The 19,664-nt window shown below is 43.9% G+C and carries 18 protein-coding genes; 9 read left to right on the forward strand and 9 right to left on the reverse strand.

Going from position 1 to position 19,664, the window contains the following annotated elements; all coding sequences use genetic code 11:
* On the forward strand, positions 1 to 488 hold a 488-nt coding region (locus F6K57_RS25990; RefSeq protein WP_293071446.1), incomplete at its 5' end, for an insulinase family protein.
* A gap of 14 nt (positions 489 to 502) precedes the next feature.
* Here the strand turns inward: F6K57_RS25990 and F6K57_RS25995 are convergent.
* A complete protein-coding gene (locus F6K57_RS25995; protein ID WP_293071447.1) occupies positions 503 to 643 on the reverse strand; it encodes a hypothetical protein in 141 nt (46 codons plus the stop codon).
* Between the two features lie 384 nt (positions 644 to 1,027).
* On the opposite strand from F6K57_RS25995, the gene F6K57_RS26000 reads away from it, so the two are divergent.
* The gene (locus tag F6K57_RS26000; RefSeq protein ID WP_293036640.1) at positions 1,028 to 2,251 is read left to right on the forward strand and encodes a glycosyltransferase family 4 protein; all 1,224 of its coding nucleotides are present in this window, start codon (positions 1,028 to 1,030) and stop codon (positions 2,249 to 2,251) included.
* On the opposite strand, the gene F6K57_RS26005 is transcribed toward F6K57_RS26000, so the two are convergent.
* Both F6K57_RS26005 and murJ read right to left on the reverse strand, forming a co-directional pair.
* Positions 2,198 to 2,455 carry a hypothetical protein gene (locus F6K57_RS26005; RefSeq protein WP_293071448.1) on the reverse strand — a complete coding sequence of 86 codons (258 nt, stop codon included), beginning with the start codon at positions 2,453 to 2,455 and terminating at the stop codon, positions 2,198 to 2,200. The genes F6K57_RS26000 and F6K57_RS26005 overlap by 54 nt on opposite strands.
* Positions 2,430 to 4,052 (reverse strand): murein biosynthesis integral membrane protein MurJ, encoded by a 1,623-nt coding sequence (gene murJ, locus F6K57_RS26010; protein ID WP_293071449.1) that lies wholly within the window; start codon positions 4,050 to 4,052, stop codon positions 2,430 to 2,432. The genes F6K57_RS26005 and murJ overlap by 26 nt, the downstream gene beginning before the upstream one ends.
* Positions 4,053 to 4,222: 170 nt before the next feature.
* Between murJ and F6K57_RS26015 the strand changes: the two genes are divergently transcribed.
* Positions 4,223 to 5,446: a DUF3095 domain-containing protein gene (locus tag F6K57_RS26015; protein WP_293071450.1), complete on the forward strand. Its 1,224-nt coding sequence runs from the start codon at positions 4,223 to 4,225 to the stop codon at positions 5,444 to 5,446.
* A gap of 156 nt (positions 5,447 to 5,602) precedes the next feature.
* Here F6K57_RS26015 and F6K57_RS26020 read toward each other — a convergent pair whose 3' ends face one another.
* Positions 5,603 to 5,911: a hypothetical protein gene (locus F6K57_RS26020; RefSeq protein WP_293018725.1), complete on the reverse strand. Its 309-nt coding sequence runs from the start codon at positions 5,909 to 5,911 to the stop codon at positions 5,603 to 5,605.
* A gap of 322 nt (positions 5,912 to 6,233) precedes the next feature.
* Between F6K57_RS26020 and F6K57_RS26025 the strand changes: the two genes are divergently transcribed.
* On the forward strand, positions 6,234 to 6,941 hold the full coding sequence (locus tag F6K57_RS26025; protein ID WP_293018723.1) for a hypothetical protein: 708 nt from the start codon (positions 6,234 to 6,236) through the stop codon (positions 6,939 to 6,941).
* Positions 6,942 to 7,746: 805 nt separating this feature from the next.
* Here the strand turns inward: F6K57_RS26025 and F6K57_RS26030 are convergent.
* Together F6K57_RS26030 and F6K57_RS26035 are read right to left on the reverse strand one after the other, a co-directional pair.
* Positions 7,747 to 8,577 (reverse strand): DUF4351 domain-containing protein, encoded by an 831-nt coding sequence (locus F6K57_RS26030; protein WP_293071451.1) that lies wholly within the window; start codon positions 8,575 to 8,577, stop codon positions 7,747 to 7,749.
* A 518-nt stretch (positions 8,578 to 9,095) separates the two neighbouring features.
* Positions 9,096 to 10,499, reverse strand: coding sequence for an aminopeptidase P family protein (locus F6K57_RS26035; RefSeq protein WP_293071452.1), 1,404 nt, complete (start codon positions 10,497 to 10,499; stop codon positions 9,096 to 9,098).
* Positions 10,500 to 11,050: 551 nt separating this feature from the next.
* Between F6K57_RS26035 and F6K57_RS26040 the strand changes: the two genes are divergently transcribed.
* Together F6K57_RS26040 and F6K57_RS26045 are read left to right on the forward strand one after the other, a co-directional pair.
* Positions 11,051 to 11,515, forward strand: a complete 465-nt coding sequence (locus F6K57_RS26040; RefSeq protein WP_293018717.1) for an ABA4-like family protein — start codon at positions 11,051 to 11,053, stop codon at positions 11,513 to 11,515.
* Positions 11,516 to 11,689: 174 nt separating this feature from the next.
* A complete protein-coding gene (locus tag F6K57_RS26045) occupies positions 11,690 to 11,944 on the forward strand; it encodes a hypothetical protein (RefSeq protein WP_293018715.1) in 255 nt (84 codons plus the stop codon).
* Positions 11,945 to 12,068: 124 nt separating this feature from the next.
* Here F6K57_RS26045 and F6K57_RS26050 read toward each other — a convergent pair whose 3' ends face one another.
* Together F6K57_RS26050 and F6K57_RS26055 are read right to left on the reverse strand one after the other, a co-directional pair.
* Positions 12,069 to 13,400, reverse strand: a complete 1,332-nt coding sequence (locus F6K57_RS26050; RefSeq protein ID WP_293071453.1) for a 5-(carboxyamino)imidazole ribonucleotide synthase — start codon at positions 13,398 to 13,400, stop codon at positions 12,069 to 12,071.
* A 225-nt stretch (positions 13,401 to 13,625) separates the two neighbouring features.
* Positions 13,626 to 14,006: a pentapeptide repeat-containing protein gene (locus tag F6K57_RS26055; protein ID WP_293071454.1), complete on the reverse strand. Its 381-nt coding sequence runs from the start codon at positions 14,004 to 14,006 to the stop codon at positions 13,626 to 13,628.
* Positions 14,007 to 14,478: 472 nt separating this feature from the next.
* Here F6K57_RS26055 and F6K57_RS26060 point away from each other — a divergent pair, with 472 nt between their 5' ends.
* Positions 14,479 to 14,829 carry a phage holin family protein gene (locus F6K57_RS26060; protein WP_293018709.1) on the forward strand — a complete coding sequence of 117 codons (351 nt, stop codon included), beginning with the start codon at positions 14,479 to 14,481 and terminating at the stop codon, positions 14,827 to 14,829.
* Positions 14,830 to 15,519: 690 nt separating this feature from the next.
* Positions 15,520 to 18,468, forward strand: coding sequence for a zinc-dependent metalloprotease (locus F6K57_RS26065; RefSeq protein WP_293071455.1), 2,949 nt, complete (start codon positions 15,520 to 15,522; stop codon positions 18,466 to 18,468).
* Between the two features lie 77 nt (positions 18,469 to 18,545).
* Here F6K57_RS26065 and F6K57_RS26070 read toward each other — a convergent pair whose 3' ends face one another.
* Positions 18,546 to 18,743, reverse strand: a complete 198-nt coding sequence (locus F6K57_RS26070; protein ID WP_293071456.1) for a hypothetical protein — start codon at positions 18,741 to 18,743, stop codon at positions 18,546 to 18,548.
* A gap of 222 nt (positions 18,744 to 18,965) precedes the next feature.
* Between F6K57_RS26070 and F6K57_RS26075 the strand changes: the two genes are divergently transcribed.
* Positions 18,966 to 19,382, forward strand: a complete 417-nt coding sequence (locus tag F6K57_RS26075; RefSeq protein ID WP_293018706.1) for a hypothetical protein — start codon at positions 18,966 to 18,968, stop codon at positions 19,380 to 19,382.
* Positions 19,383 to 19,664: the final 282 nt, after the last annotated feature.

Genomic DNA, 19,664 nt, shown 5'->3' on the forward strand with positions numbered 1-19,664 from the left:
AAGTGCGATCGCGTCAAGGTCTAGCTTACTCGGTCTACGGGGTTTGGAGTGTTCGCTATGACTATCCGGGTTTGTTTATTGCTGGGGGACAAACTCGCTCTGAAACCACGGTACCCTTTATTAAATCTGTTCTAGATGAAATCCAGAAATTGCGCACTAGTCCGATTAGCTCAGAAGAATTGGCTAAGGCAAAAGAAAGCGTTCTCAACTCCTTTGTGTTTAATTTCCAGAAGCCAGAGCAAACCCTATCTCGGCTGATGCGCTATGAATACTACGGCTACCCAGAGGATTTCATCTTCCGTTATCAAAAGGGAGTCACAGCTACTACGATTGATGATATACAGCGGGTTGCTGAAAAGTATCTCAAACCTGATCAGATTGTTACCGTAGTTGTGGGCAATGCTTCCCAAATCGAACCAGCCCTGACTAGCCTTTCCCAGGACGTCACCGTGTTAGATATTACGATTCCAAAACCAAAAAACAGTTAGCTGTCCGGCAAAATTCATCCCACACCTATGCTACGCATAGGTGTGGGATGAATTTTGCACAGGGTATTAATAAAATTGCTATAATATATTTTACTGATAAACAAAGCCGTTCGCGTAGCGTGGCCTACGGCCTTAAATGCTGGTTTGTCAGCCACCTACGTTCCTAAAAAACAGAACTTATTGTATTGTTCCGGCGCGGAGGGGCATCCCGGAGACGAAACCTTAGAAGAGTGGAGCCTTAATCATAAAGTTTTAACCCTTTTATGCATAGCCGACTAACCATAAAGGCTCCACTCTTCTTGCGGTAACTTCTGACCGTGTCGTTAATAAAGTAACCCGTGTATCCTAAGCGATGGCTGGAGTTGGTAAGAAGCCCACACTGTAATCTTGGCCAAAGGCCACGCTACGCGAACGATGAGCGTGTGGGAGTATGTCACTTAATCAATGGCAAATTGTTAATGGTTAATGGTTAATTAAGAAAAAATCCGAAAAAATCGATTCACCATTTGCCACATACAATTTGCCCTTTGCTATTCTCAATGCGCATTCTATTCCTACATCCCAATTTCCCTGCCCAGTTTCGCCACATAGCAACTGCTTTAGCTAAAGATAACCGCAACCAGGTTGTCTTTGGAACCAGGCGCAAGGAAGGGCAACTGCCTGGAGTTGTCAAAGCTCTTTACAATAACTCTAGGGAAGTACGTCCAGAAACTCACCACTATGTTAGACCATTAGAAAATGCTGTACTTCAAGGTCAAGCTGTCTATCGCTTAGCCAATCAGCTCAAGGCTAAGGGATTTGTTCCTGATGTGGTCTATGGTCATTCGGGTTGGGGCCCAACGTTATTTATTAAAGACGCTTTCCCCCAAGCCAGATTACTGTGCTACTTCGAGTGGTTTTATCATGCCCATGGCACAGATGCTGATTTTGATCTATCCGAGCCCTTAAACGCTGATGATGAAGCCCGGATTCGGATGAAAAATGCCCCGATTTTGTTAGACCTAGCCAGTTGCGATCGCGGATTGTCTCCCACTTACTGGCAGCGCCAGCAATTTCCAGCGGACTTCCACAGCAGAATTACCGTGCGTCATGATGGGGTGGACACCGAGTTCTTTAAACCCAATCCAGGGGCAAAGTTAGTACTAAAACAGATAAACTTAGATTTGTCTGAGGTGGAAGAACTAGTCACTTATGTGGCACGGGGCATGGAACCTTATCGAGGTTTTCCCCAATTGATCGAAGCAATCGGTATCCTTCAGCAGCGACGTCCTAAGTGTCATGCTGTGATTGTCGGGGAAAATCGGGTGGCTTATGGTAAAACCCTACCTGATGGTAAAACTTACAAAGACTTGATGTTAGAAAAAGTACCCCTTGACCTAGACAGAGTCCACTTTACTGGTTTACTTCCTTACTCAGAATACTTACAAGTTCTTCAAGCTTCCTCTGTTCATATTTATCTTACCCGTCCTTTTGTTCTGTCTTGGTCGATGCTAGAATCCCTTTCTACAGGTTGTTTGGTAGTAGCGTCTGATACTCCCCCAGTGACAGAGGTGATTGAAGATGGGATTAATGGTTTGTTAGTAGACTTTTTCTCGCCAGAGGAAATTGCCGATCGGGTTGAGGAAGCTCTCGACCACCCAGAACAGATGGCTGCTATTCGCGCTAAGGCCAGGGAAACTATTCAACAGGGTTATGATTTAAATCAGTTATTATCCCAGCATTTGCAGTGGATACGAGAAAGTCAGTTTAAGGTTGAAGGTTGAAGGTTGAAGGTTAAAGGTTAGAAGGTTAGAAGGTTGAAGGTTGAAGGTTGAAGGTTGTTCGCGAAGCGTGGCCAATAGGCCAAGGTTAGAAGGTTTAAGGTTAGAAGGTTTAAGGTTAGAAGGTTTAAGGTTAGAAGGTTTAAGGTTAGAAGGTTTAAGGTTAGAAGGTTTAAGACTTTCAACGACCCAGCTTCTGGCGCACACGAGCTACAAACATATCGACCTCTGGTAACTTCAACTGAGTTGCTAACAAACCAAACACACCTAAGCCTACCAATCCAGCTAAACTCAATTGCAGCAACTGCACCCAAATAATACTGGTTTCTAATACTTGCTCACACCCCCAACTGACTCCCCAACTTACGGCACCAGCGATTACACTACTGACAGCTAAACCTAGAATTGGCAAGATCCACTCTTGCCAAGGTAAGCCATTTAGCCTGCGGTTTAATAGCCATAACAGCACGACCATGGAAAAGGCATTCACACCAATGGTGGCAAATACTATACCGGGTGTGCCAAAGGCATCGATTAGAAAATAATCTAGTACAGCATTGAGAATAATATTAATCACACTCAGACGAAAGGGTGTCTGTCCATCTCCTAAACCATAAAATACCCGCACTAGCACATCCCGTCCCAAGTAGACAAACATGCCCATCCCATAAGCCATGAGCACTGATGCTACTAACCGAGAGGCATTAGCATCAAAGGCTTGACGCTGATACACTACCTGCACGATGGGCATGGCTAAGGTCACCATCAATGCACTTAACGGTAACATTGTCAAGGCAGTGAGCAGAATTCCCTGGCGAATCCGTTGCTTGAGTTCTGGCCAATTTTCGGGAGCGGCTAGTCGGGAAAATACTGGCAGTAGGGGCACTAGAATGACATTGGAGATAATACCTAGGGGGGTATTCACTAAAAGATTGGCATAGTTTAAGCTAGCAGCAGCGGCATCGGCTTGGGGCAGAAAGGAGGCAAAGAATAAGTCGGTGTAGACATTAATATGTAGCATCCCAGAGGAAAAGGTGGCAGGAGCCATGACCTGCATCACGTCTTTGACTCCAGGGATACCCCAGTTAAATCGTAGGCGTATTTTACCTAGGCCACTGCGCCACTGAGCGATTTGCTGCACTATCCATTGAAGAGTTGCTCCAGCAAGGGTACCCCCAGCTAAGACAATCCCACCGATCATGGCAAATTCGGGATTACTAATTTCTTTGCCCAACTGTAGGGCTAATATTCCTAAGCCAACAATGACGGTGATGCTGGAAAATAAGGGACTGACGGCGGGTAGCCAGTATTGATCGCTAGCATTGAGGGTACCAAAGCCAATGCCAATTAATCCGGCTAGCACTGCCATGGGTGCCATAATCTGTAATTGCCGGATTGCGATCGCTCTTACTTCTAACCCTTCTGGGGTATCCTGAAACCCTGGTGCTAGAATATCAATTAAGAGCGGAGCAAATAGCACTAGAGCAATGGTTACCAGTAACAGGATGCACGCGACTAAGGTAGTTACTGTTTCCACCAGCCGTGGGGCTTCTGATTTATCTCGTTTAGCGAGAACACTAACTAAGGCGCTATGAAACGGTCCGTTAATGCCACCGAGGAGGATTAATAAAAACCCGGGGATCACGTAAGCATAGCTGTAGGCGTTGATAACCGGACCAACTCCAAAGGCTGCTGCCATGGCTTGTTGGCGGACTAAGCCAAATACTTTACTAATAATGGTGGCTACTGCGACAATCCCGGCAATGCCAGCTAGGGAACGAGTGGTTTTCTGGTTTTCAGACACAAATCGTTAATAAAATTAATAGTTAACGTGCTTATTTTAAGGGATCCCTTGTTGTTGACCCTTGACAGTTGACGGTTGGTAGGGTGTAGCAGCTAGCTTGGTTTTATCTAAGTGCCTTTCAGGGTGTTATCACCCTAGTAAAAAGGTTTGTTATTTCTTTAGATTAAACCATGACTACAGAATTTTTTTATGCTAATTTACCCCTTTTAGAAAACTTCATCGATATTACTGACTCTCGTAATTTTGAATCGGTTCCCAGGGATTGGTATGTTGTGATTAGCGATATTATTGGTTCGACTCAAGCTATCGAATCAGGACGCTACAAAGAGGTTAACCTATTAGGAGCCTGCTCCATTGTCGCTGTTTTAAATATAGCAGGTAATTTAGACATTCCTTTTGTGTTTGGGGGAGATGGAGCAACTCTGTTGATTCCTCCTTCTCTGTTTGCCCCTGCTCGGGAAGCCTTATTAGCCACTAGTCAGCTAGCCAGGGAAGAATTTGGGATGGAATTGCGGGTGGGTGCAGTACCTATGTCTGATGTCAGAGTAAATGATTATGATGTTAAATTAGCGAAGCTCAAGGTATCTGAAAATTATTATCAGGCTATATTTACTGGAGATGGTTTGAGTTATGCTACTGAATTGATTAAACATCCAAATACGAGTAACCTCTACCTTTACCAAAACCCTACTGATAATGCTAAAGCTGATTTTTCTAATTTAGAGTGTCGCTGGCAAGACATTCCAAGTAAATATGGTGAAACGATCAGCTTGATTGTTAAAGCAACGTCTAATCAAGGAGATTTAGCTAATTTAACTTATCGAAAAATTATTGAAAAAATTGACACTATATATGGAAGTGAAGAGCTTTTAAATCCAGTTGATAAAAACTATTTAAATCTAGGGTTTAGTTATCAAAAATTAAGTGCTGAAACTCGGCTGTGCGCCCAGTCGAGTAAGCTAAGCCATAGGATGCTCTATTTTTTAAAAATCTGGTTTGAGAATTTCTTGGGCTGGTTGTTGATGAGGTTGAAAGTGAAATTTCCAGATGGAGACTGGGGAGCCTATAAACGAAATGCGATCGCAGCAACAGATTACAGAAAGTTTGATGATATGTTACGCATGGTGATTGCTGGCAATGAAGCACAACGAAAACAATTAACAGACTATTTAGAAAAGAATTATAAACAAGGTAAATTAGTGTATGGTCTGCATATTTCAGACCGAGCACTGATGACCTGTCTGGTATTTGAGCGCCATGGACGCCAAGTACATTTTGTGGATGGTGCAGACGGAGGCTACGCCGTAGCGGCGAAAGATATGAAGGATAGACTTAAGGAGAATGCTACTGATAGCAAATCCGCTTTTAGAACACCCGTTAATCCAGATGACTAGCCATCAATACAAGTTAGGATAAATCAGATAAATCAGACTAGCATAAGGCAATAGCTATAGCGCTGCGCTAGTTCCCTACTCCCTACTCCCTACTCCCTACTCCCTGTTCCCTGTTCCCTGTTCCCTGTTCCCTGTTCCCTTTGCTATAGCGAATAATTACACTGGCTTAATAGTAATGTCTTGATAGTCGGGATGTCTAAGAATAAAGCATTTTGCGCCAATAGTGATTTGGGCAATCTGGGATGAAAGCTTACATAATCCATCCCTGACTTCTGAATTTGGACAGTGAATGATTAAGCTGTCAGTAGCAGTAACCCACTCTAGCTTACAGAGTTGAGTTAGAGGAATTTCTGTCTTAATTTGGCTTAGTCCTTGACTCAGTTGTTTAAATTTATGTAGCCATTGGGACTCTTGCAAGTTTTTCTCTAGCTTGCTTTTCAATGGGTCTTCTTCTTGATTAGGCATGATATCATGATAGGATTTGTTATTGTGTCAGGAGTCAGGAGTCAGGAGTCAGCAGTCAGCCTGGTTGACTTACAAAAGATCATAGCGTAGGTTGGGTTGAGGCAACGAAACCCAAAACCAGTCAGGCTTTTCTTGGGTTACGCTATCCCTAACCGCTCCCTACGGGATAATCAGCATTTCAAGGGTTTTGTCAGTCAATCAGCAAATTTACTCATCTCCAAAATTTGGTTTGAGTATATAATCACAAAAAAGGCTTACATATTTTTGTAATGTATTTAGTCTTGGGTAATTAGCGATTTTAAATAAAAAAAGGAGAACAAATATGCCAAGAAATGGATGGTATACAGGAGATAGTGATAACGTTACCGATGATGGTAACGTTAATGGCTGGGCAGATTTGTCAGGTCAAGCTTTTGGAAACAGTATTGCAGGTGGTTTGTCCTATAGATTTGGATCTGTTATCAACAACTATGGAACTTGGGGACAGCTTATCTATGCGACTAAAAATGACTTAGCAGCTGAGGACTTATCCAATCCTTCAGGACTTAATGGAAATATGCCAAGTAACCCAGGACCAGGCAATTCTAATTGGGTACAAGGACATTTGGTTAATGGTGAGTGCGGAGGTAGTGGAAATAAAGCCGCTTATCTGACTCCTATTACAGGCAATTTGAATAAGTTGCATGCGGGGTATGAAGCTGTCTTACAACGCCTTGTCAATCGTGGTTCAGCATCAGGATCGTCAACTATCAGTTTCAATCCCAACAAGATACCAAATTCGCGTTTGATTTATCGAACCCATGGGTTGACTCCTCCTGCGCCTGGTGGATTTACGACTGTACCTAAAGCAATATGTGTAAGTCTTGGAATAGTTATTAATGGATTAATGAAGTCTGAAGCTGATGTTCAAAATGAATTTAATAATCCTGGAACAACCAAATGGTTTGCTGACAGGTACTATAAATCTGAAGGAAAGAGTGATCGAGACAAGATAATACAAATGATCGGAGGAGTAGAATTGGGCTACTAGGACTTACGCATTGACAAAATAGAAAAAATGTGCAATCAAAAAGAGCCGCAGAGCGGTGTGCGTGCTTTTTTCTCTACAGTGTTTTACTAGGGGATAAGCTATATATAGCGTTTCTCATAGCTATGAGGCACAGAGATTTTTTTCATTATTACCTATTCCCTGTTCCCTAAAATTACCTGTTCCCTAAAACCCATAATTTTGTACCTCATGAGTTGGAGAATTGCTATATAATATAATGGTTCAAAAATAATCCCCCTAGTAAGTTCTTTGGATGTTGAGACATCAGGAGAGACGGATTGATCCGTTTTCTCCTGTTTTCATAATATGCAAATTAAGGGTAAAAACCTACGAGTATGCTTTTGAATAAGTTTTATCAGTCAACCAGGCAGTCAGCAGTCAGCAGTCAGCAATCAGCTTATTTTGTTCAAAAGGACTTCAGGTAGCGTGGCCATTCGCCAAGGCCAATGGCTGATACGCGACACGCTGATAGCTTACGTTATTGTGATCTCCTCAATTCCCCTGGAATAATTCAGCAACTTTCCCCCTTAAAGCCTCAACGCTCAGCGGTAAATTGCTTATAAGCTGTTTCGAGATTATCCTTGTATAATCCTTGGAATTTATAAGTCTTATAAGCAGCAGGGATTTGGGAATAGTTGGCCAGCACTTGTTCTTGAGTCAGAGACTTTTCTTTCCAAGTTAACGCTAATTGTTCCAGTTGCTCTAAGTAAGTATGTAAGGTGTCCCCAAGGAGTTTTAGATGGCATGATTGATAGTTAGCTTCCTAAATTCATCATTTGTTAACGCACTACTGCTCCTGATCCAACCAAACCGCTAAATCCGTTGCTGTCTCAAAATTCAACAACGCTTCACTCAATTCCTCCAATCGAGTAATGGATAATCCCTCAATCCGCTGTTGGAGCACAGGGTCAAGTAAACCTAACCTCAGGGTTAGCAAACGCATCACAATTAATACCGCTTCCTCCTGCTTGCCGCGCTGGCGTCCCTTTTGGATAATATCTTGATAGGTAACTGATTCTTCCATAACTTCCTCCCTCAACAATCGACGGACTAAATCTTTCTCAAACCGTAAACCAGCCAGCACATCCACACAGGCCGCTAGGGTTCGGAGTTGACCTTGTTCTTCAATTCTATCGACTTCAGCAACCACTTGCTCTAACAATAGATTAGGCCGATTACTCCTAGCTAAAGTGGCCAAGGGTAACAGAGCGCGATTGGCCAACAGTGGTTGAGGGTCTTGCTCCCAAAGACGAATTATTCTATAACGATGCCAGGTGTTAGTATCCCTAAACTCATTAGTAAATACCATCTGTGATGTCGTAGACTTGAGAAAAATTACCACCTGCTCAATGGGACATCGGTACTTGCGGTGTAGTCTGACCCAATAGTCCAACATCCGAAATGGTAATGGTGGCTCGGATGGGGGTAGGGTTTGAAATTCTAGGTGCAGAATTTGGTTTGTACTTTGGAGTACAGTCAGAGCATCAGCTTGAATTGGTTCACTACTCAATTCGGTTTTAAGTACCTGAATATCCCGAGGTTCTTCACCCAATAGCCAATGAAAAAACTCCGATGGGTATTCTTCGGCTAAGTATTTACAAATATTATCGTAGGCCAAGGCAAATTGTTCAAAGTTAACACTATCTCAGATACTGTAGTGAATCTGAGCTAAAAAAGTGATCGCACCCGGATCTTGTTTATTGAGTCAAGTTATGATAGCCGAGCACTTTTGATTTTGATATAGCAATTCGATCCCCCGTTGGTCCCCCTTATCAAGGGGGACTTTGAGGTTGAGAAGCCTACCTCATAAAAGCAATAAACGCACTTAAAATCTAGAGAAGACCTGATGAGATTAGGTCTTCTCAAAATTATTTCTGTCAACTTACGGCGGTTTGCATAACTATCAGGTGCGCTTTCTGTATTAAGAATTAAATTCGCCACGGGTCGCACCTCAGGTACACAGGATTGTTTTCCCACTTCTGACTTCCCCTCCTGGGAGGGGTTAGGGGTGGGTTCCTCTTCCCTACTCCCTGCTCCCTGCTCCCTGCTCCCTAAAAACCCAGAACTTTGTACCTAACTGAATTGCAAACCGCTGTAAGAGCACCATTAACCCGTTCACCCACACCCGAAAACTTATTATCCCGTAACCAAATCCTCAACTGCTTCTAGATCAGTCGGTAAGCCAGCGGTCAACACCTCTGCTCCTGTCTCGGTAATCAACACATCATCTTCAATCCGAATCCCCCGCACATCATCAAATTCTGCCAATCTATCCCAGTCCACCACATCTTTGTAAGTTGACCGTCGCTCTGGGTCATTCAAAATCCCTGGAACTTGATAAAATCCTGGTTCAATTGTCACCAACATCCCTGCTTCCAACAGTCGGTCTAGTCGCAGGAAGCCCAAGCCAAAGCGATCGCTTCTTTCCCGTCCTGGTGCATACCCTGCCAAATCCCCTAAATCTTCCATATCATGGACATCTAATCCCAGCAAATGACCAACACCATGGGGAAAGAATAAAGCATGGGCATCCATTGCTACTAAATCCGAGATGTCTCCTCGCAGAATCCCCAAATCTATCAATCCCTCAGCCATCACCCCTGCTGCTGTCATATGAATCTCTCGATATTCCACCCCAGGGTAAAGATTCTTGATACAGAAATCATGGGCTTCTTTGACCACATTATATATATCCCGCTGAGTAGGGGAAAATTTGCCACTCACCGGCCAAGTACGGGTAATATCCGCCGCCCAACCCATAGGGGTTTCTGCTCCTACATCCGCCAGCAGTAACTCTCCCGGTTGCAGGGAATGGTGATACTCACCATTGTGGAGCACTTCCCCATGAACGGTAACAATACTTGTGTAAGCACGGGTCATATTATGGGCAATAATTACCCCTTCCATCGCTCCCCGCACTTCCGCTTCCAGTTTAGCCTTGGGAGTAGCTGCCATTCCCGCTTTATGAGCAGCCATCGAAACCTCAGCGGCTTGGCGCAACTCCGATAATGCCCCCTCGTCATGGTATAACCGTAGGGATATTATCGCTTTCGCTAAATCCAAGTCAATCCCTTCTGGAGCATCAGCGGCTCCCACAGCACGACCTAATAGTTCCTGTTGTTGGCTGTAAGTAGTGGGATTTTGAACAGCAATGGTTGCTGCTCCCTGAGAATGCGATTCGGCAAAGCCGACGCTATGCGATCGCAATTCTGAAAGGGGAAAAACCCGATTAGCCCCAATCATCTCAGCAATTTCCTCAGGTGAAGGCACTTCTCCGTGCCACAACGCACTACCAGGGGCTGGCTTATCCATGAATAAATCCAGTTTGCCATCATTGAGGCCAATTACCGCATTAGTTAGAGGTAAACCAGCAAAATACAAGAAGTGACTGCTAGCCCGAAACGGGAACGAATTGGCTCGAAAATTCCGAGGACTAGGATGTCCAGACCAGAGCATTACTGGAAAATCCACCAGCTGAGCCAATTTTTGACGCCGTTGCTGTAGTTTAGTGGCTAGAGAGCCGTCTTGGTTGTTAATCATCGGATTTATTATAATTTATTTGTTGAACCTTCACCGTTGAATAGTTATAGCCTAAATTCCACAGGTCTTGTGGAATTTGTTCAAAATTATCCCCAGGATCTACCTGAGATTAAAATATCGCCAGTGATCGGCTTTGGAATGAGCAATGGCAATGTTCTTGGTCTCAGCAAAATCCAACTGTGGAAACTGAACCAGAACAGATTAACACAACAGATTAATGCGAAAGCATCATCTCCAATGCTCTGGCTAACACTTATAGAAGTTATATAGCAATTCTGTTTCCCATGAGGTACAAAGAGATCCCCCTAAATCCCCCTTAAAAAGGGGGACTTTGAGCTTGATAATTGTACCTCATACATGCAATAAACGCTATAATACTCATTAGCGAAACAAGATTTTTTTCCAATCCCCATGCTCTTCACCCTGCTCCCTACTCCCTACTCCCTACTCCCTATTCCCTGTTCCCTAAAACCAATAACTTTGCACCTCACCGAATTGATAAATTCTAGATAATTGCTATATTAAATAGTTGAAATATCAAACACAGAAATATGGTTATCGCTCAACTGTTTAATATTGCCAATATCTTCGTTTTGCCCTTTTGGCTCCTAATCATTGTCTTGCCAAATTGGGGGATTACCAGGCGAGTAATGGAATCCTATCTTCCCTTCGTTGTTCTAGCAGGTTTATATATTTACCTATTTATTAATAGCATTACACCAGAATCCGCCCAAGCCTTCTCAAGTACTCAGTTAGCAGATATTGCCCACTTCTTTAGTGACGAAACCGTTGCTGCTACTGGCTGGATACACTTCCTAGTTCTGGACTTGTTTGTAGGGCGTTGGATTTATTGGCAAGGGCAACAGGCTGGTATTTGGACTATTCACTCCCTAATTCTATGCTTATTTGCCGGACCAATCGGACTCCTTTCTCATATTATCACCGCTTGGGTTACCAAGAAATCTACCTCAGATACTCCCTTAGACCCTGAAACTACGAGTCCATCACAGACATAATCAGCGCTTTTGTATTTGATTTGTAAACACAGGTATTGCTTAAAAATGCAAGAGGCAAGAGGCAAAAGGCAATAGGCAATAGGCATTTATGCAAAAGAAACCCAGGTGTAATCCCTCCTGATAGAGGCTACGCCTGGGTAAAGTTTTACGGAGCTCAAAGCCTTTGAAACCTATTTGCGTTCCGCTATTTTTGAGGCCGCAGGTTTCGAGCAATTTTGCCTACAAGAACTGGATCAATTGCGCGATCGCTTTATTCGATATGAAGCCGTGTGGCGAGGAGTAGCCCAGAATGAATGGTTAGAAGAAAATCCCTTACTAATGGCTGAAATGCCCGAGCATTTAAAGGCTCACGAAGTCAATTTAGAAGTTAGCGATCGCTTACGCCAGTTATCTACTGCTTTAGCAAAGGGAGTAGGGAGTAGGGAGTAGGGAGTAGGGAGCTTGTAGGGTGGGCAAAAACAGTTTGGTTATTTTGATAATTAATGATTAGATTACTTTGCCCACCCTACTCCATCTAACTTCAACCTTCAACCCCCTAACCTTCAACATCGTATCAACCATACCAAACAGATTCAACCTTCTCAATTACCTCTTGTACCGAATTCCCATCACTCAAAACCGTGACATGACCTAACTTACGTCCTGGGCGGGATTGAGTCTTACCATACCAATGGACAAACGCTCCTGGTAAACTGGCTAAGGTCTGCCGTTTCTGTTGGTAATCATCCTGGGAAGACTCATAACCCAAAAGATTGACCATTACTGCACTGGCACAATGCATCTTTGGGCTACCTAAGGGTAAACCCACCACAGCTCGCAGTTGCTGCTCAAATTGAGAGGTTTCGCAAGCATCAATGGTGTAATGGCCAGAATTATGGGTACGAGGGGACACTTCATTAACCAAAACCTTGTGATTGCTAGTCAGGAATAACTCAATCCCAAAGACTCCCACTACGTCTAAACTTGTCAGCAGAGTTTTTGCGATCGCATTCACCTCCGCCACCGTATCTGGGCTAATCTGGGCTGGTGCAATAACTCGCCGACACACCTGTTCTTGCTGCTGAGTTTCCACCACCGGGTAAACCACCACCTCCCCATCTACAGAACGGGCAGCCATTACTGCCAACTCCCGTTCAAAGGGAATAAACTCTTCTAGCACCACAGGCTGATTGCCTAACTGCTTCCAAGTTTCCTGTAAGCTATGACTGTCTTTAATAATAAAGGTACCCTTGCCGTCATAACCTTGGCGTCGCGCTTTCAGCACCAGAGGAAACTCTAACTGACTCAGGTTGATTGGGGTCCGAGAAGGGCGTTGCTGATTCTGGGTATGATTTTGCCCCCCTAGCCCCCCAGCGAGCAATCCCTCGCTGGGGGGAACAAAACTCTGAAAGTCCCCCAAAGTTGGGGGATTTAGGGGGCTTGACCAAAACCAAACGATCGCGGATTCATACTTCAATTCAGCAACGCCCCGAGAAGAGGCTAGGGACTTTAATTCCTCCTTACCCACTTCCCCCTCCAGACTGATGAACTCTGGCTGGGGTAAACCAATGCGATCGAAATAGCAGCGTTGGTGATATTTATCCAACAGTGGCGCTAGAGCCTCTAGTCGGGGGTAAAAGCAAATTCCCCGCTTTGCCAGACATTTCAGGGCATCGAGGTTAATAAATTCATTCTCAAAGGTAATCACATCACAGCGAGATGCCATTTGCTCGGTAGCGATCCCATCATCAATAGCAGCAAAGATAGTTTCAGCAGCAACACGGACAGCTGGATCAGTAACATTAGGAGTTTGAACCACTAGCCGAATACCCAAAGACTTGGCAGCCATTGCCATCATCCAGGCCAGTTGTCCTCCACCAATTACACCTACTCGTTTAATCGACATCCCAAAGACTCACAAGCGCAACACCAGTTTTCAGATGCACCTTGCTTAGCAAACAGTTATCAAATTTGGACACCATCCAGCATACCATCGCTCAAGTCAGCCCCATCGATCGTGAATGTTAACCGTTGACCATCAAATAGTCAACATTCAACATTCAACAGTCAACAGTCAACATTCAACATTCAACATTCAACAGTCAACATTCAACAGTCAACATTCAACACCTTACCAACACCCTAAAGACTTACGAGTCATCACACCAGTGGTAGGGTTCACGCCAGTTGCTACATCGCAGAGTTTTAACCGTTCTCTGACCGGTTGGATCAGGGTGCTACTAAAATCAGCACCAGTGATGTTAGCCCCATCAAAACTGGCACGTTGCAGTAAGGAACGAGTAAAGATGGCATCAGTTAAATCTGCACCATTGAAGCTAATGTTGTAGGTGTCGCTGTTGGTCAAGTCTGCTCCATGGAGATTAGCATTATTCAGGGTAGTATGTTTGATAGATGCTTTGATCAATTTGGCATCGGCTAAGTTAGCCTGGTCCAAATTGCAATAGGTAATTTTGACTTCCTGTAAGTCTTGACCAGATAAGTCTGCTCCCACGAGTTGTTTCCCATCGCAGGCTATACTCTTGGCGTGAACGGGTAAGGGATAACAAAAAACAGAGCACGCAAATAAGAATGTAACCAGTAGCCGGAAAAACATAAAGATTTATTGCTGGAATCGTCCAACTCAATCATACTGTGCTGCATAATCACTTGAGTTACACCCAAGTAACTAGCACCAAATACTGCTCAGCCATCTTAGAGGTTAATAGATCATGGCGAGCACCTTGAACAAATGCGATCGCTCTTTAGGACAACAAGGCTAATGTAAGCATTCAGCTATCAGCTATCAGCCGTCAGTGGTCAGTGGTCAGTGGTCAGTGGTCAGCGGTTAGCCGTTTGCCTTTGGCACCTCAAGTAGCACCATCTGTAGCCCATAAGCTGATAGCTGATAGCTGACGGCTGATAGCTTACAGGCTAATCTTGCCAGAATCGCTAAAATCATAGTAAGCGATATTTTTGTGAGATCGATGCTTAATATACTTTTGACTTGGCTGCTAAGTGCTATCTCACTAATGATTACTGCTTACCTGGTACCAGGAATTACCATTAGTGGTTTTGGTGCAGCTGCTGTAGCGGTAGTAGTCATTGGTTTAGTTAACGCCATCATTAGACCGATTCTAGTGATTCTGACCTTGCCCATCACAATTTTATCCATGGGACTATTTCTGTTGGTGATTAATGCTATCACCCTCTCCCTGGCATCCTATTTCACTCCTGATACGTTTGTAGTGAACGGTTTCTGGGCAGCTTTTTTCGGGGCTATCGTTCTGACTTTGGTGTCTAGTCTTATCAATAGCTTGGCTTCTAATCAAGTTTAATCGGATGGCCGGGACTTGTCAGCTTGGTTACGGGCGCGAGTTATTATATAGTTGGCACTACTTTAGCTGGCACTACTTTAGCTGGCACTACTTTTAGTAAACTATGCTTCTTAGCTTAAGTTTTCAGCTGCAAGGGCTGACTAGTAAATAGCTGATAAATAGCTGAAAGCTGACAGATCAAAGTATAGCTTTAGTTGAAGTTAGTGTACAGTTTTTTTTTAATTGCCAAGGCTCAAAGTACAGGAAACATAGATTTAGACTAACCCAAGCTGTGTAAATTTCGGGGTGCTTAAAGGGTTAGTATATAGATTCGTTTATGTCAAACAACTATAGTACAACCACACCATTTTACCTTGATAGTAATACTTATAAATCAGAAGCTAAAACGATTAAACTAATCAAAAACTAAGAACATAATCAAAAACTCATCAAGTTTAACAACTATAGCAGCAAGTTTCAATTGGTATACTTATGATAACGTCCTAGGGAGTAGGGATTAGGGAGTAGTAATAAAAAAGGCAGGGACATTATCAGTATCATAAACGCTATAATCAAATTGTTTTTATTTAGGAATTGGTTAATTATAATATTAAGGTAAAATTTTCAAGCTTTCATAAGTTTTGATAAGTCATAATTATGAATTATCATAATTTCTCTTTCTTTTCAGAACACCAAACTAGTGATTAATCGATGAAAAGACTAAAGTTCTTGATATTCTGTCTGTGTGGATTCGTCTTGGTACTATCCCCTTTGTACCTCCAAACCATAGCTCTATCTACTCCAAGCGGCAATAGTTTGGGTCAACATTTGGATCAAAAGATTGTTTACTCGCCCCAGCTAACCTTAGCCCATAGCCAAGTTCAAACTACAGAAATTGCTGAAGACCCCTCAGAGGCACCCTCAGAGGAGTTATCCGATTCAGATAGTAGTGATTCCAAGTTAAAGCCATTTGATAAGGTCGTAGAAGATGCGGAAAAATTAGCAGGATTACTCACCCTCTACCGCAATAAAGAAAAAGAAAAAATTTATTTAGAAATTGAACCGGATCAACTAAATAAAAATTTCCTATGTGTTGTCACCCTTGCTTCGGGAATTGGGGAGTTGGGGCTCCAAACCGGTTGGCCAGTTAATGATTTTTTGTTCCAATTCCGCCGCCGACAGAAGACCATAGATTTAGTCATACCAAATATCTACTTCCGTACTCGACCCGGTGACCCCCAAGAGCGTTCTGTTAAGCGTTCCTTCAGTGATTCGGTGCTATATTCCCTGCCCATTACCAGTATTCATCCAGAACGAAAGACTCTGTTGGTGGATTTAACACCACTCCTCGTCAGCGATGGGTCTTTTTCTGGACTAGCATCGGCTTTTCCTTGGATATTAGGAGGTAGTTATGTAGTAGACCCTCAAAAATCCTATGTCAGTGACGCTCAAGCATTTCCGTTGAATGTAGAGATTGAGTCAGTTTATGGCTTTTCTGGTGGGGGAGATTTATTCTTTCCCTTAAGGAGTCTCCCAGATCAACGAGCATTTAATCTTAGTGTCCGCTATAGCTTTTCTCAACTACCGACTAACAATGGTTACCGTCATCGACTCGCGGATGAACGAGTAGGCTATTTCATCAGTGCTTATCAAAATCTATCCAATCAAAACCGCAAACAACCCTTTATCCGTTATATCAGGCGCTGGCATTTAGAAAAACAAGACCCTACTGCTACGGTATCCCCCCCAAAAGAACCGATTGTGTTTTGGATTGAAAATACTGTACCTCTGGAGTACCGAGATGCAATTCGGGAGGGGATTTTGATGTGGAATGAAGCGTTTCGGGAGGCAGGGTTTGACAATGCCATTGAAGTGCGGCAAATGCCAGATGATGCAACCTGGGACCCGGCTGATATTCGCTACAACACCATTCGCTGGTCGAATTCTTTTCCCTCATTCCCAGGCATTATCGCTATGGGGCCATCCCGAGTGAACCCCTTGACTGGGGAAATCTTGGATGCAGACGTGATTATTGATGCTAATGCGGTGCGCTGGATCAAAGCGGAATACCAGGCTATTGCTTCCCAGCCTCAATCCCAGGCATTATCTGGGTTATCCCAATTCGCGTTTAATAGTTCCCTGTGTAGTAATGGCATCAAAGTTCCTTACCTCAAATTGCAGGAAATCCTCAAGAGCAATCCTGGCAAAGCGGCTCAGTTGAGCCTACCAGCTGGGCAATTCCTGAGCGGACTAACCCAAGTCCCAGACCATGAGTTATGTTTTGCCATGGTATCAGCTCAGCAAGCTAAGTTTGGAGCATTGTCTCTATCGATGGTAAACCACCAGTTGCCCAGTGGTGAGGAAATGAAAACCTTCATCAATCAGTATTTGCGCTACCTGACGGCTCATGAAGTTGGTCATACTCTGGGATTGCGCCACAATTTCCGGGGCAGCACCATGTTGAGTCCAGAGGAATTGAATAATACTGAGATTACCCGCAATAAAGGGCTAGTCGGGTCAGTCATGGATTATGTCCCAGTTAATCTAGCGCCAGAGGGAATGGAACAGGGAGATTATTTCTCTACAGTGGTTGGTCCCTATGATAAGTGGGTGATTAAGTATGGCTACACTCCGATTGATGCTCTGACTCCTCAACAAGAATTACGCACACTGCGCAAAATTGCGGCTGAAGCCTCTGAAATGGGACTATCCTATGCAACAGATGAGGATACTTTCGATTTTATTGACCCAGAAGCTAAGGTTTGGGACCTTAGTAGTGATCCATTGCGCTACTCTCAGTGGCAAATGGAGAATGCTAAGGGAATTTGGAAACGCTTGAACACCAGTTACCTGTTGCCTCAAGAAAGTGCTGGGGATTTACGCGATCGCTTTGATACGGTCTTCTCCTATTTCTTTGAAAACGCTATGTCCCTTACTGGTTATATTGGGGGACAAACCTTTAATCGAAACTACACTGGTGGCAAGACTGGCACACTCCCCTTTGAACCCATCCCTGTGGAAAAACAGCGTCAGGCTTTAGCCATGCTCGGGGAGTATATGTTTGCTGAAGATACCTTTAACTTCTCACCCCAACTCCTCAACCAGTTAGCCCCATCTCGCTGGACTCACTGGGGTGCTTTTACCACTATTTTCCCCCTAGATTATCCCATTCATGAGCGAGTGATGTTAATTCAAACTATGGTGCTGGGGGATTTATTTTCATCAGAACGGTTGGCTCGTTTGCGGGATGCTCAACTCAAAACTAGTTCCGGGGAAGCCTTGACCATGGCAGAAGTGTTTGACACTGTTCAAGATAGCATCTGGAAACTAGATAGTAACGCTAAGATTGAGCCAATCTCTAGCTTGCGTCGGGGATTGCAACGGCAGTATATGAGTCTTTTAGTGAACATGGCACTGCGCAATTCCAATAGTCTAGAAAATGCCCGCACCTTCCCTGAATTTATTATTGCTATCCAAACCTTTAATACTCCCGAGGATGCTCGGGTGTTAGCCCGGTATAAACTCCGTCAATTGCGGGATGCGATCGCAAACACCTTGAACAAACAAGGGAAAAACCTTGATACTGCTAGCTTAGCCCACTTAGAAGGGGCACGCGATCGCATTACTAAAGTGTTGGATGCACCGTTGCAATCGGAATGAATCATGACTTGAGCCGTAAGCTATCAGTTTTCAGCTATCAGCTATCAGCTATCAGCTGATAGCTATTAGCTTATGGGTTAGGTCACAGGCTGGAAGCCTGTGCCACAGTGCTTGAGGTGCTTTTGAATTAAATAAGCTGAGCGCTGACCACTGACCACTGACCACTGACGGCTGTTCGCGGTGGAACAGGCATCTTGCCTGTTTCGCTGGAAGCCTGTGCCACAGTGCTTGAGGTGCTTTTGAATTAAATAAGCTGAGCGCTGACCACTGACCACTGACCACTGACGGCTGTTCGCGGTGGAACAGGCATCTTGCCTGTTTCATTTCCCGGCTGTGGTCTTCTCAGGAATTTTTTTTTCCTGGCAATAGTACCCTTAAGGGTACTGCCGACCTAGGAATACTTTTTAGATATTAGAAAAGGGTTGAAGGTCAGTGAGATTGATTCACCTGATTTCCAGCCCTAAGTACCTAATTGAATTAAAAAGTAAACCAGAGTCATGAGTAATCTAAAAAAGAGTATCTTGATCGTTTTAAGTTCTTTGATTGTTGCAGCAATAACGATGTTGCCAGCCCAGTCTGCCTTTGCCGCTAATGGGTGTGGTGGAAGTGACTGCATCCAACATGAACTTCGCACTCAAGCTGCTTGTACATTGCAAGGATCTGACCAGTCTGGTCTACCTCCAACTGGAAAAACTCCTGGATGGTATAAAGGACTAAATACAGAGATCGACCATCAGATTTTAGGGGGTGATGTTGTTGCCTATAAAATTCGTTGGTTCAATGGTTCATGGTCTGGCTGGTATGTCACAGGAGTTAATGATATCGATTGGAAGTTTAACACTAGTCCTAATGATATGCGTCGTGTTTGGAGCTATTTTACTGACCACCAACATCAATACATTTTGTGTAAATAACTGGTGCAAATAACCCTGATGTCTAATAGATTTATTGATAGACAATAAGACTATCAAGACGTTTATAGATGTCTTCCTCTATGGAAGACATCTTCCTCTTTTATGGGATGCCAGGATTACGTCTGGAGGGTGAATCGCAATGCATGCTGTTTGACCCGGTGGGTGTAACGGGCATCTTGCGCGGTGGAACAGGCATCTTGCCTGTTTCATTTTCCCACGCAACTTTTGCCTATTGCTAGCATGCCTATTGCCTTGCGCGTAGCGCTATACCAATCCGTTGCC

The sequence above is a fragment of the Moorena sp. SIO4A5 genome (assembly GCF_010672005.1).
Taxonomy (GTDB): Bacteria; Cyanobacteriota; Cyanobacteriia; order Cyanobacteriales; family Coleofasciculaceae; genus Moorena.